Origin of the sequence: Duganella phyllosphaerae (assembly GCF_001758785.1) — a bacterium.
GTDB lineage: Bacteria > Pseudomonadota > Gammaproteobacteria > Burkholderiales > Burkholderiaceae_D > Rugamonas > Rugamonas phyllosphaerae.
This window is the reverse complement of the sequence record NZ_LROM01000050.1, coordinates 59081-71592: the sequence shown is the minus strand read 5'-3', so window position 1 is coordinate 71592 and position 12512 is coordinate 59081. Positions and strand designations below refer to the sequence as shown.

12 protein-coding genes are annotated in these 12512 nt (G+C 65.9%); all 12 read left to right on the top strand.

Annotated features, from left to right (window positions below; genetic code table 11):
* Positions 1-10: 10 nt before the first annotated feature.
* The 12 genes from DUPY_RS04315 to gspE all read left to right on the top strand — a co-directional run bounded on the left by DUPY_RS04315 (position 11) and on the right by gspE (position 12507).
* Positions 11-763 (top strand): HesA/MoeB/ThiF family protein, encoded by a 753-nt coding sequence (locus tag DUPY_RS04315; RefSeq protein WP_070246605.1) that lies wholly within the window; start codon positions 11-13, stop codon positions 761-763.
* 22 nt (positions 764-785) lie between these two features.
* Positions 786-2924 carry an amidohydrolase family protein gene (locus DUPY_RS04310; protein ID WP_070246604.1) on the top strand — a complete coding sequence of 713 codons (2139 nt, stop codon included), beginning with the start codon at positions 786-788 and terminating at the stop codon, positions 2922-2924.
* Positions 2925-3132: 208 nt separating this feature from the next.
* Positions 3133-3576: a type II secretion system major pseudopilin GspG gene (gene gspG, locus DUPY_RS04305; RefSeq protein WP_019924706.1), complete on the top strand. Its 444-nt coding sequence runs from the start codon at positions 3133-3135 to the stop codon at positions 3574-3576.
* Between the two features lie 30 nt (positions 3577-3606).
* Positions 3607-4077 carry a GspH/FimT family pseudopilin gene (locus tag DUPY_RS04300; protein WP_070246603.1) on the top strand — a complete coding sequence of 157 codons (471 nt, stop codon included), beginning with the start codon at positions 3607-3609 and terminating at the stop codon, positions 4075-4077.
* Between the two features lie 2 nt (positions 4078-4079).
* Positions 4080-4448: a type II secretion system minor pseudopilin GspI gene (gene gspI / locus DUPY_RS04295; protein WP_070246602.1), complete on the top strand. Its 369-nt coding sequence runs from the start codon at positions 4080-4082 to the stop codon at positions 4446-4448.
* Positions 4445-5077, top strand: a complete 633-nt coding sequence (locus tag DUPY_RS04290) for a PulJ/GspJ family protein (RefSeq protein ID WP_070246601.1) — start codon at positions 4445-4447, stop codon at positions 5075-5077. The genes gspI and DUPY_RS04290 overlap by 4 nt, the downstream gene beginning before the upstream one ends.
* Positions 5077-6126, top strand: coding sequence for a type II secretion system minor pseudopilin GspK (gene gspK, locus DUPY_RS04285; protein WP_070246600.1), 1050 nt, complete (start codon positions 5077-5079; stop codon positions 6124-6126). Before DUPY_RS04290 ends, gspK begins: the two co-directional genes overlap by 1 nt.
* The gene (gspL, locus tag DUPY_RS04280; RefSeq protein WP_070246599.1) at positions 6123-7388 is read left to right on the top strand and encodes a type II secretion system protein GspL; all 1266 of its coding nucleotides are present in this window, start codon (positions 6123-6125) and stop codon (positions 7386-7388) included. The genes gspK and gspL overlap by 4 nt, the downstream gene beginning before the upstream one ends.
* Positions 7385-7897 carry a type II secretion system protein M gene (locus tag DUPY_RS04275; RefSeq protein WP_070246598.1) on the top strand — a complete coding sequence of 171 codons (513 nt, stop codon included), beginning with the start codon at positions 7385-7387 and terminating at the stop codon, positions 7895-7897. Before gspL ends, DUPY_RS04275 begins: the two co-directional genes overlap by 4 nt.
* Positions 7898-7928: 31 nt before the next feature.
* Positions 7929-8705 (top strand): type II secretion system protein N, encoded by a 777-nt coding sequence (gene gspN / locus DUPY_RS04270; protein WP_070246597.1) that lies wholly within the window; start codon positions 7929-7931, stop codon positions 8703-8705.
* Between the two features lie 12 nt (positions 8706-8717).
* A complete protein-coding gene (gspD, locus tag DUPY_RS04265) occupies positions 8718-11069 on the top strand; it encodes a type II secretion system secretin GspD (protein ID WP_070246596.1) in 2352 nt (783 codons plus the stop codon).
* Positions 11070-11085: 16 nt separating this feature from the next.
* Positions 11086-12507: a type II secretion system ATPase GspE gene (gene gspE / locus DUPY_RS04260; RefSeq protein ID WP_070246595.1), complete on the top strand. Its 1422-nt coding sequence runs from the start codon at positions 11086-11088 to the stop codon at positions 12505-12507.
* Positions 12508-12512 lie beyond the last annotated feature (5 nt).

The window sequence follows — 12512 nt, the reverse complement described above, 5'->3', positions numbered from 1 at the left end:
CGGCTGCCACATGAACGACGAGCAACTGCTGCGCTATTCGCGCCACATCCTTCTGGACCAGATCGGCATCGAGGGCCAGCAGCGCCTGCTGGCGTCGCACGCGCTGGTGATCGGCGCCGGCGGCCTCGGCTCGCCGGCAGCCATGTACCTGGCCTCGGCCGGGGTAGGGCACATCACCATCGTCGATGACGACGTGGTCGATCTGACCAACCTGCAACGGCAAATCGCCCACACCACCGGCCGCGTCGGCCAGCCCAAGGCGCACTCGGCCCGCGATACCATGGCGCGGATCAATCCAGAGATCACGATTACCGCGCTCACCGAGCGGGTCGATGATGCGCGCCTGTTGCAGCTGGTGGCGGCCGCCGACGTCGTGCTCGACTGCACCGACAACTTCGCTACCCGCCATGCCGTCAACCGCGCCTGCGTGGCGCAGTGCAAGCCGCTGGTGTCGGGCGCGGCGATCCGTTTCGATGGCCAGGTCAGCGTGTTCGATCCGCGCGGCGGCGACCAGCCGTGCTACTCGTGCCTGTTCCCGCAGGATCAACATTTCGAAGACGTGGCGTGCTCCACCATGGGCGTGTTCGCGCCGCTGGTGGGCGTGGTCGGCGCCATGCAGGCGGCCGAAGCCTTGAAACTGTTGATGGACGTGGGCCAGTCGCTGGCCGGCCGCCTGCTGATGCTCGACGGCCTGCACATGGAGTGGACCAGCATCGCCGTGGCCCGCAACGACCACTGCCCGGTCTGTGGGCACGCACAATAACGATTACCCGGAGAGACCCCTCATGCTGAAACGCGCACTTCCGCTGGCCCTGGCTGCTACATTCGTGCTGCTGGCCCACGGCGCCCATGCCGCCACCACGACCACTTTCCTCATCCTCAACGAGAGCAACAAGCAGATGGGCGAGCAGGTGGTCGAGCGCCAGGACGACGGCCGCACCACCGTGCGTTTCACGTACAAGAACAACGGTCGGGGCCCCGAGCTGACCGAGCAATTCCGCCTCGGCCCCGACCTGTTGATGACCGAATACCAGGTCAAGGGCAATTCCACCTTTGGCGCGGTGGTGGACGAGCGCTTTACGCGCCAGGGCAACCTGGCCGAGTGGACCACCACGTCCGACCAGGGCCGTGCCACCGTGGACGCGCCGGCCAGCTATGTGCCACTGAACAGCTCGTTCGAAGTGGTATCGAATGCGATTACCGCGCTGGCCGCCTCCAGGGATGGCAAGATCGCGCTGCTACCGACCGGCACGCTGTCGCAGACCAAGCTGGAAACGGCGGAAGTGACCAATGCCAAGGGCGAGAAGCAGACGGTGCAGTTGCTGGCGCTGACCGGCATCGGCCTGTCGCCATCGTTTTACTGGGCCACCACCGGCGACAAGCCGCGCCTGTTCGCGGTGGTGATTCCCGGCTTTTTGTCGATGCTCGAGCAGGGCTGGCAGGACGCCATCCCCGACCTGGCCCGCCGCCAAAAGGCTGCCGAGGCGCAGATGCTGACCGACGTGGCGGCCAAGTTGCAACACCCGCTTGACGGCTTGACCGTGGTGCGCAACGCCCGCATCTTCGACAGCGACAAGGCCACCGTCGGCCAGCCATCGGACATCTACCTGCTGCGCGGACGCATCACCGCAGTCATGCCGGCCGGCTCGCCCACGCGTGCTGCCAACAACGTCGTCGACGCCGGCGGCCGCATCGTGCTGCCGGGCCTGTTCGACATGCACGGCCACGTCGATCGCTGGTCGGGCGCGCTCAACATCTCCACCGGCGTGACCAGCGTGCGCGACATGGGCAACGACAATGCCCAGCTGCAGGCAATGCTCGACGAAACCGCCGCCGGCAAGCTGCTGGCGCCGCAAGTGGTACCGACCGGCTTCCTGGAGGGGGAAAGCCCGTACAGCGCCAACGGCGGCTTCCTGGTCAAGGATCTCGAAGGCGCCAAAAATGCGATCGACTGGTATGCCCAGCGCGGCTATCCGCAACTGAAGATCTATAACTCGTTCCCGAAAGACATCCTGAAGGACACCGTGGCGTACGCCCACAGCCGTGGCATGCGCGTTTCCGGCCACGTGCCGGCCGGCCTGCGCGCCCAACAGGCGCTCGACGCCGGCTACGACGAAATCCAGCACATCAACCAGGTGATGCTCAATTTCTTCGTCAAGCCCGACACCGAAACCCGCAACCTGAACCGCTTCGTGCTGCCGGCCGAAAAAGTGGCAGACCTCGACCTCAATTCGAAACCGGTCAAGGATTTCCTGGCGCAGTTGGCCAAGAAGCAGATTTCGATCGACCCGACCCTGTCGGCGTTCGCCTTCCTGAAGCAGCGCGACGGCGACGTCAACGAGCCGTATGCCGACTTCGCCGACTACATGCCGCCCGACGTCAAACGAAGCTTCTCGGTCGGCACCATGAAGATCCCGGCCGACAAGGAAAAGCGCTACGAAAAATCGTATGCCAGGATGGTCGATTTCGTCGGCGTGATGTACCGCGCTGGTGTGCCGATCGTCGCTGGCACCGACGACGTGCCGGGCTTTACCCTGCACTCGGAACTGGCGCTGCTGGTCAAGGCCGGGTTGACGCCGGCGCAGGCGCTGCAAGTGGCTACCCGCAACGGCGCCCGCTATACGCGCACCAGCAACGACCGCGGCAGCATCGTGGCGGGCAAGCTGGCCGACCTGGTGCTGGTCGATGGCGATCCGACCACGGATATCCGTGACGTGCGCAAGGTCTCGGCCGTGATTACGCGCGGCTTCATCATCTACCCGAACCAGATCGACGCCGCGCTGGGCATCAAGTCGTTTGTCGAAACGCCGCCGCCGGTGGTGCAGCAATCTGCGCTGGCCGCAAGCTCGGGGCAGGCCGTCGGTGGCGGTGGCAACGATGGCGCGCTGCAACGCATCGAAGGCAGCGCGCGCAAGCATGATTGATGGCAGCGCATGTAACAACGCATGTGACAACCGCGTGACAGCGCTGTGACCGCCGTGTGACAGGCAGCGGGCAAGCAGTAAAACCATGCAAAGTCCGGCGCCAATTAAGCCATTCTTCAGCACCGGCGCGCAAAAATCATGGTCGCGACTGGTTCGATGAACGTGTTTCGGCCTTATACTCTGCACTCACTAATTATTGCACCAGATTATGAAAAAGTTATCTCTTTCCCGACGCGCCGCCCGTGGCTTCACCCTGATCGAGATCATGGTGGTGGTGGTCATCATGGGCGTACTGGCCGCGCTGGTCGTGCCCAAGTTGCTCAGCCGTACCGGCGAATCGAAGGTGGCTGCCGCCAAGGTGGACATCGCCACCATCATGCAGGCGCTCAAACTGTACAAGCTCGACAACCAGCGCTACCCGACCACCGAGCAGGGCCTGCAGGCGCTGCGCGAAAAACCGACCAGCGGCCCGGCCGCCAACGGCTGGAAAGCGGGCGGCTACATCGAGAAAACCCCGAAAGATCCATGGGGCGCGCCGTACCAGTACCTGTCGCCGGGCGTCAAGGGCGAGGTCGATGTGTACTCGCTGGGCGCCGACGGCCAGCCGGGCGGCACCGGCGACGATGCCGACATCGGTTCCTGGGACGAGTAAGCACCCGGTATTATTTTAAGGACAACGCCCATGGTAGCGGGCCGCGCGCGTGGTTTCACGCTGATTGAATTGCTGGTGGTGATGGTCATCCTGGGCATCACCCTGGGGCTAGTCTCGCTCAACGCCATGCCCGACCAGCGCCAGACCGTGCACCAGGAGGCGCAGCGCATCGCGCTGCTGCTGCAAATGGCGCGCGACGAAGCCATTGTGCGCAACCGGCAAGTGGCGTTCGAGGCCAGCAGCGACGGCTACCGCTTTTTGATCCGCAACGGCCGCCAGTGGGACGTGGCGGTGCAGGACGACCTGCTGCGCGCGCGCGAGTTCAAGCGCGGCCCCTACACCTTGCTGCTCGACCCGCAACCGAATGTGCAGGACGGCGTGATGCGCATCGTGTTCGGCCGCGAACCGGTGGACAAGCCGTTCGTGCTGACCATGGCCAGCAACAACGGCAGCAGCGTCGCCATCCGCGCCGATGGCGTCGGTCACTTTACCGTGGATTGACCATGCGCCGCTCTTCATCCTCCGGCTTTACCCTGCTCGAAGTGCTGGTCGCCCTGGTGATCGTGGGCACGGCGCTCGGTGCGTCGCTGCGCGCCGTGGGCAGCCTGACCCAGAACAGCGCCGGTCTGCGCGCGTCCATGATGGCCACCTGGTCGGCCGAGAACCGCCTGGTGCAACTGAGCCTGGCCCGCGTGTACCCGGCCATCGGCAAGCAAACCTACGAATGCCCGCAAGGCGACATCAAGCTGATGTGCGAGGAAGCCGTGATCGCCACCGCCAATCCGCGCTTTCGCCGGGTGGAGGTGAGCGTGTACGACCAGGCCAACCCGGAACGCCGCATCATCAAGCTGGCGCAGGTGCTCAGTCCATGATGGCGCAGTCCCCGCTGAACCACCGTCCGCGCCCGCGCGGCTTTACGCTGATCGAGTTGCTGGTGGCAATTACCATCCTGGCCTTCGTGGCGGTGCTCGGCTGGCGCGGCCTCGACGGCATCATCCGCTCGCGCGACAAGCTGACCGCCGAAATGGCCTACACGCGCGGCCTGCAACTGGCGTTCGCGCAGCTGCAAAGCGACACGTCCAACCTGGCCGGCACCGCGTACCTGAATCGCCGCCCGATGATCGCGGCCGACAATAACCGCATCACGCTGGTGCGCATGTCGATGCTGGAAAATGAACCAACCCGGCTGCTGGTGGTCTCATACCGGGTGCGCGACGATGGCGTGCTGGTACGGCGCGAGTCGAATCCCACCCGCGACCTGCGCGAGCTCGACACGCTGTGGCAGGCCGCACTGGGCGACACCGATACGTCGGCCAGCGTGGTCTTGCAATCGGGCGTGCAGGCGATGGCCATGCGCTACTGGGCCGACAACCAGTGGCTGCCGGCCAACGGCACCGCGCCGGTCAGCGGTACCGGCGTGCCCACCGGGCTGGAAGTGACGTTGGCGGTGCAGGGACAGGAAGCGCCGCTGGTGAAATCCTATCTGCTGGGGGAATTGTGATGGCCGGGCAAAGCAGGCACCGGCAGCCCCGCACACTGCTGCGCCAGCGCGGCGTGGCGGTGGTGACCGCCTTGCTGCTGACCACGCTGGCGGTGACCATCGTGGCCAGCCTGTTCTGGCAGCAGCAGGTGCAGGTGCGTTCGATGGAAAACCAGCGCCTGCAATTCCAGACGCGCTGGATCGTGCGCGGCGCGCTCAGCCTGAGCCGGCTGATCTTGCAGACCGACTTTTTCAGCAAGGGCGGCTTGACGATCGAAAACGGCATCTGGGCCCAGCCGCTCGAGGAAACCAGGATCGACGATTACATCGAACGCGAGCAGCGCGAGAACGAGAATTTCAATGCCACGCTGTCGGGCCGGATTGTCGATGCGCAGTCGCGTTACAATCTGACCAATCTGACCACCGGCAATACGGTGAGCCAGGTCGATGTCGCGATGTTCCAACGCCTGCTGACCGTCTTGCAGCTCGATCCCGCCCTGGCTTTGCCGCTGGCCAGGCAGGTCGCCAGCAGCCAGCCGCCGGCTCCGCCGCAGGCGGGGGCGGGCACGGTGACGCCGCCCCTGCAACAGCAGCAACAGCAACAGCAGCAGGGGGGGGAGCCGATGGGACTGGTGCGGGTGGACGATCTGCTGACGGTGAGCGGCTTTACGCAGCCGGCGGTGGAGCGGTTGCGGGACTTTTTGATCATTCTGCCGCAGCGCACCGAGCTTAACCTGAACACGGCAGCGCCGGAATTGCTGGCGGCGCTGTCGCCGAGCCTGCCGTTGGCCGACGCCAACGTGATGGTGAACGCGCGCAAGCGCGGTGGTTTTTACCGTACTACGACAGATTATACGGGCCAGTCGCAACTGGGGGCGGCCAACCGTCTGCCTGTGCAAGGGCTGCTTTTCGGTGTGAAGAGCGATTTCTTCCTGGTCTACAGCCGGGTGCGGCTGGACCGGGCCGCGCTGGACGCGGTGTCGCTGCTGCAGCGCGATAACGCGGGGCAGAGCAAGGTGTTGTGGATACGCGAAAACGAGAACGGCGATCAACGAAAGCGAGAACTTTGACTACTTTATTTATCCGCTACCCGGCCAAGGCCAGCGTCGACAGCGGCGCCGCGCAAACCTGCGCGTTTGCCCTCGTGGCCGACGGCGGCGCTGTGCAACAACAGGGCAACGCGCCGCTGGGCAACCTCGGCGCGATGGTGGCCTCGGCCCGCCGCGTGACCCTGTTGCTGGCCGCCTCCGACGTGACGCTGCTGCGCGTAAAGACGCCGCCGCTGGCGCCGGCGCGCCTGAAGGCGGCGCTGCCGGCGCTGGTGGAAGAACATGTGCTGGGCGATGTGGCCGACTGCGTGCTGGCTGCGGCCGCCACGGCCCCCGACGGCCTGCGCACGGTGGCCGTGGCGCAGCGCGCCTGGCTCGAGGTGCTGGTGCAGGCGCTGATCGCCCAGGGCGCGCATAGCGTGTCGGCGGTGCCGGCGCAGCTATGCCTGCCGTTCCAGCCCGGTTCGGTCTCGGCCAGCCTGCACACCAACGATGCCGGTTTCGAACTGACCATGCGCCGCGACCAGTTCGACGGTCTGGGCCTGACCCTGCCGGCGCAGCCGCTGGCCGCGCTGCAGACGGTGCGCGCGCTGGCCGGCGCCGAGCCGGTTACGCTGTATGTACCGGCCGACGACGCCAAGCTGTTCGCGCCGCACCTGGCCGAAGTGAACCAGAACGGCGACAGCCTGACGCTGGAAGAAGACCGCTGGGAACACTGGGTGGCTGCGGCCCGCGCCGCCGGCCTCGACCTGGCGCCGGCGCTCGGCACTTCTGGTGCTGCCGCGCGCGAATGGCGCCGCTGGCGCTGGCCGCTGCGCTTTGCCGCGCTGGCGCTGCTGGTCAACGTGGTGGGCCTCAATATCGACTACTTCGGTCAGAAGCGCGAAATGGCTGCAGTCGAGCAATCGATGACGCAGGCGTTCCAGTCGGCGTACCCGAACCAGCCTGTCAGTACCGACCCGATCCGGCAAATGCGCCAGAACGTGGAGCGCGCCAAGGGCGGCGACGGCCAGGCGCCGACCGATAGCTTCCTGGCGCTGTCGATCGACGTGGGCGAGGTGCTGGCCACCTTGCCCAAGCGCGACGTGGTCGCCAGCATCGATTACCGCGAACGCGCCTTGCAGGTCAAGGTCAAACCCAATACGGTGGACGGCGCCGCCATGGCGCTGCTGCGCACCGCCTTGCAGGCGCGCCAGCTGGAGCTGACGGAAGCGACGCCGGGCACCTGGCAGATTCGCCGCCAGGCCACCCCTAAACCATCGGCGAAGGCATCAGTGGCATGAGCAAGTTCGATCAAAAAATACAAGACCTGCGTGGCCGCGCCACCACCTTCTGGATGGCGCGCACCGAGCAGGAACGCAAGTTCCTGGGCGTGGGCGGCGTGGTGCTGGTCCTCGGCCTGTTCTACGGCGTGCTGCTCGACCCGGCGCTGTCCGGACGCGCCCGGCTGGCAACCGAATTGCCGCTCAAACGCCAGCAGGCAGCTGAAATGCAGGCGCTGGCGCGCGAAGCGATCGCCCTGCGCGGCCAGAACAATATCGCGCCGCCACCAATGACGCGCGAAAGCCTGGCCGCCAGCCTGGCCGCGCAAGGCCTGGGTTCGCCCACCGTCAACATCACCGGCGAATACGCCAGGATCCAGCTCACCAACGTGCCGTTCGCGGCCGTGGTGACCTGGCTCGAAGCGGCGCGGGTGGACAGCCGCATCGCCGTGCAGGACGCCAATTTTGTCGCGCAGGACGTGGCCGGCATGGTCAACGGCAATATCACCTTGCGCCAGAGCCAGCAATGACAACAGCCCAGATGATCCTGAAAGCCCGTCCGTGAAGCGCGCCCTGCTGTGGGTAAGCACCTGCGTGCTCAGCGTGCTGTTAACGCTGGCCATCTTCTTTCCCGCCGCCTGGCTCGGCGCGCTGGTCGAGCAGCGCACGGGCGGGCGTTTGACCCTGGGCGACGCGCAGGGTACGCTGTGGCGCGGCTCCGCCTTTATCGGCGGCGCGGCCGGCGGCAATGGCCCGGTCACGCCGCTGCTGCCGGGGCGCTTTACCTGGACCGTGTCGCCGCTGGCGCTGATCGGCATGGTCGATCTGCGGCTGGAAAACCCGCAGGCGCTGGCGCAGCCGGTCACCTTCAAGGGCAGCTGGTCGCAGTGGCAACTGAGTCCGTCGGCACTGCTGCTGCCGGCCGAGGGCCTGGCCGGGCTGGGCGCGCCGCTGAACACGCTGGCGCCGAGCGGCACCATGCGCCTGTCGTGGACCGGCCTCGAGCTGGCGCTCGACCAGAAACAGATCGGCGTCAACGGCCGCACCACGCTGGAGATGACCGACATGTCGTCGCGGCTGGCGCCGGTGCGCCCGCTCGGCAGTTATGCGCTGGCGCTCGACTGGCGCGGCCAGCAGGCGGCGCTCACGCTGAGTTCCGTCAAGGGACCCCTGCTGCTCAGCGGCAGCGGTAACCTCAACCGTGGCCGCCTGAATTTTTCCGGGCAGGCCGAAGCAGCACAAGGATACGACGACGTACTGGCCAACCTGCTGACCTTGCTAGGCCAGCGCCGTCCCGGCACCGACCGCACCATCATCGCTTTAGAGTTCCATTCTTAAAAGTTCAGCCCCATGAAAAAACAGAGCCCAACCCAACTTCCCGCGCTGCGCCGCCTGAACGCTGCTGCGATGCTGTGCTGCGCGCTGGTGGCGCCTGCCGCCACGGCGCTGCTGCCGGGCGTCGCGCACGCCGCTGCCAAGGCCGCGCCTGCCGATGACGCCGCCGCGCTCAATTTCGTCGGCGCCGACATCGAATCGGTGATCAAGGCCGTGGGCCATTACACCAATATCACCTTCGTGATCGACCCGCGCGTGAAGGGCACCTTGACCCTGGTGTCGGAAAAATCGATCACCAAGTCGCAGGCGTTCAGTTTGCTGACCTCGGCGCTGCGCCTGCAGGGCTTTGCGGTGGTGAGCGGCGACGGCTACGCCAAGGTGGTGCCGGAAGCGGACGCCAAGCTGCAGTCGTCGCCCACGCAAGTGGGCTCGGCGCCTACCCAGATCAAGGGCGACCAGATCGTCAGCCAGATCTTCCAGCTCAATTACGAGTCGGCCAACAACGTGGTCACCGTGCTGCGCCCGCTGATCTCGCCCAACAACACCATCAACGCCAACCCCGGCAACAACACGGTGGTGATTACCGATTACGCGGACAACCTCAAGCGCCTGGCGAAAATCATCGCCGCGCTCGACGCGCCCGCCACGGCCGACCTCGACGTGATCCCGGTGCGCTACGCGATCGCCAGCGACATGGCCGCCATGATTAACAAGCTGATGGATGCCAGCGGTGGCGGCGGAGCTGCCGGTGGCGCCGGCGGCGATGCCGGCCGGGTCAACGTGCTGGCCGATCCGCGCACCAACTCGCTGGTGCTGCGGGCGCCGTCGCAGGCGCGCGCCAACCTGGCCAAGTCGCTGATCGCCAAGCTCGACCAGCCGACCCAGGAACTGGGCAACGTCCACGTCGTGTACCTGAAAAATGCCGAAGCGACCAAGCTGGCGCAAACCCTGCGCTCGCTGGTGTCGGGCGACACGTCCAACCCGAACCAGAACAGCGGCGGCACCAGCAACAACGGTGGCCAGGGCATGAACAACAATTCGTTCGGCGGCCAGAGCAGCAATACCGGCATGAATTCGGGCTCGGGCAGCAATACCGGCGGCACCAACGGTCCCACCAACCCTCTGCTGACCGGCAATAACAACCAGCAGCAACAGGGCGGCGGCGGCCAGGCCGGCTTCATCCAGGCCGACGCCACCACCAACACGCTGATCATCACCGCACCGGAATCGATTTACCGCAACCTGCGCGCCGTGATCGACCAGCTCGACGTGCGCCGCGCCCAGGTGTACATCGAATCGCTGATCGTCGAAGTGTCGTCCGACAAGGCGTCCGAATTCGGTGTGCAGTGGCTGGGCGCCACCGGCGACGCCAACAGCAAGTACCGCCTCGGTGGCGTGCAGTCGTCCGGCGTGGCCGGCGCCAACAACAACATCCTCGGCGTGGCACAGGCGCTCAGCGGCTCGGCCACCGCCACCGCCGCCAGCCTGCCTGGCGCTGGTTTGACCGTGGGCATCTTCAAGCAGGTTGCGGGCGGCCTGGGCCTCGGTGTGCTGGCCCGTTCGCTGGAATCGGACGGCAACGCCAACGTGCTGTCCACGCCGAACATGATCACGCTCGACAACGAGCTGGCCACCATTTCGGTGGGCCAGAACGTGCCGATCCTGACCGGCCAGTTCACCACTACCTCGGGCACCAACACCAACCCGTTCCAGACCATCGACCGCAAGGAAGTGGGCCTGACGCTCAAGGTGCGGCCGCAAATTTCCGAGGGTGGCACCATCAAGCTGGCGATTTACCACGAGACCTCGAGCGTGGACCAGTCCACCCTGTCGGCGCCGGCCGGCATCACCATCAACAAGCGCGTGATCGAAAACAACGTGGTGGCCGACGACGGCCAGATCATCGTGCTGGGCGGGTTGATCGAAGACACCGAGGGTGACAGCGTGGACAAGACCCGTGGCCTCGGTGACATCCCGATCCTGGGCAACCTGTTCAAGTACCAGAAACGCTCGCGCAAGAAAACCAACCTGATGGTGTTCCTGCGCCCGGTCGTGATCCGCAGCAAGGATCAAAGCACCAGCCTGGCCACCGACCGCTACGACTACATGCGCGGCGCCCAGGAGGCGATCAAACCGCCGGACAGCATCCTGGTCAAGGACCTGGGCCAGCCGATGTTGCCGAATATGCAGAGCGGCCAGCCGACCGCCAGCGGCACCATGGCGCGGCCGATCCAGACCGTGCCGTCGCAAACCGTGCCGGGCCGGGCCGAGAACATCGCGCCACTGCCTTCTGCGCAGCCGCAGCAACCGCAGCTGCCACCACCGCTGTATCAACCACAGCCGCAACAACAGCCACAGCAGCAATAATGATGGAACGCCTGCAATGAACAATCTTCTGCCCTTCGCCTTTGCCCGCGATTACGTGGTGCTGGCGCAGCCAAGCGATACCGCCGAGAACACGGTGGACGTGCTGGTGTGCGGCGCCACCGCGCCGGCCGCCATTGCCGAGGTGTCGCGCCGGTTCGGCCGCATCCAGCTCAAGAACCTGGCCCGCGCCGACCTCGAAATCGCCATCGCCTCGGCCTACGCCGGCGCTGGCGGCAACGCCTCGATGGTGGCCGACGAGTTCGACGCCAACCTCGATCTGACCAAGCTGCTGCAGGACGTGCCGGCCATCGAAGACTTGCTCGAATCGTCCGACGACGCCCCGGTGATCCGCATGATCAATGCGTTGCTCACGCAGGCGCTGCGCGACAGCGCGTCCGACATCCACATCGAACCGTTCGAGCAGACCTCGGTCGTGCGGTTCCGCGTCGATGGTGCGCTACGCGACGTGGTGCGCCCGCGCAAGGCGATCCACGGCTCCTTGATTTCGCGTATCAAGATCATGGCTCAGCTCGACATCGCCGAGAAACGCCTGCCGCAGGATGGCCGCATCACCTTGCGCATCGGCGGCAAGCCGGTCGATGTGCGCGTCTCCACCTTGCCCACCGGCCACGGCGAGCGCGCCGTGCTGCGTTTGCTCGACAAGGAAGCGGGGCGGCTCGACCTGAACCACCTGGGCATGAGCGCGACCATGCTGCCCAAGTTCGACGCGCTGATCAACCAGCCGCACGGCATCGTGCTCGTCACCGGCCCGACCGGCTCCGGTAAAACCACCACGCTGTACGCGGCGCTGTCGTTGCTCAACGCCACCACCACCAACATCATGACGGTGGAAGACCCGATCGAGTACGACTTGAATGGCGTCGGCCAGACCCAGGTCAACGCCCGCATCGACATGACCTTCGCCAAGGCCCTGCGCGCGATCTTGCGGCAAGACCCGGACGTGATCATGATCGGCGAGATCCGCGACCTGGAAACGGCGCAGATCGCCGTGCAAGCGTCGCTCACCGGCCACCTGGTGCTGGCCACCCTGCACACCAACGACGCTGCCGCCGCTGTCACGCGGTTGCTGGACATGGGAATCGAACCGTTCCTGCTGTCGTCGTCGCTGCTCGGCGTGCTGGCGCAGCGCCTGGTGCGCAAGCTGTGCGGTCACTGCAAGAGTTTCGACGGCCAGCTGTGGCAGCCGGTCGGCTGCGAACATTGCGGCCATACCGGCTATACCGGCCGGGTGGGCGTGTACGAATTCCTCGAGACGACCGAGCAGATCCGCGCGCAGATCCACAACCGCGCCTCGGAAGCGGAAGTCAAGGCGGCGGCCGTGGCCAGCGGCATGATCACCATGCGCGAGGACGGTGAGCGCTGGTTGGCAAGCGGCGTGACCACCCAGGCCGAGTTGCTGCGCGTGACCAAGGATTAAGGACT

What these genes read in the sequence shown, in the direction of transcription:
- DUPY_RS04315 (WP_070246605.1), top strand. Translation starts at nt 11, where the DNA reads ATGAACGACGAGCAACTGCTGCGCTATTCGCGCCACATCCTTCTGGAC.
- DUPY_RS04310 (WP_070246604.1), top strand. Translation starts at nt 786, where the DNA reads ATGCTGAAACGCGCACTTCCGCTGGCCCTGGCTGCTACATTCGTGCTG.
- gspG (WP_019924706.1), top strand. Translation starts at nt 3,133, where the DNA reads ATGAAAAAGTTATCTCTTTCCCGACGCGCCGCCCGTGGCTTCACCCTG.
- DUPY_RS04300 (WP_070246603.1), top strand. Translation starts at nt 3,607, where the DNA reads ATGGTAGCGGGCCGCGCGCGTGGTTTCACGCTGATTGAATTGCTGGTG.
- gspI (WP_070246602.1), top strand. Translation starts at nt 4,080, where the DNA reads ATGCGCCGCTCTTCATCCTCCGGCTTTACCCTGCTCGAAGTGCTGGTC.
- DUPY_RS04290 (WP_070246601.1), top strand. Translation starts at nt 4,445, where the DNA reads ATGATGGCGCAGTCCCCGCTGAACCACCGTCCGCGCCCGCGCGGCTTT.
- gspK (WP_070246600.1), top strand. Translation starts at nt 5,077, where the DNA reads ATGGCCGGGCAAAGCAGGCACCGGCAGCCCCGCACACTGCTGCGCCAG.
- DUPY_RS04275 (WP_070246598.1), top strand. Translation starts at nt 7,385, where the DNA reads ATGAGCAAGTTCGATCAAAAAATACAAGACCTGCGTGGCCGCGCCACC.
- gspD (WP_070246596.1), top strand. Translation starts at nt 8,718, where the DNA reads ATGAAAAAACAGAGCCCAACCCAACTTCCCGCGCTGCGCCGCCTGAAC.
- gspE (WP_070246595.1), top strand. Translation starts at nt 11,086, where the DNA reads ATGAACAATCTTCTGCCCTTCGCCTTTGCCCGCGATTACGTGGTGCTG.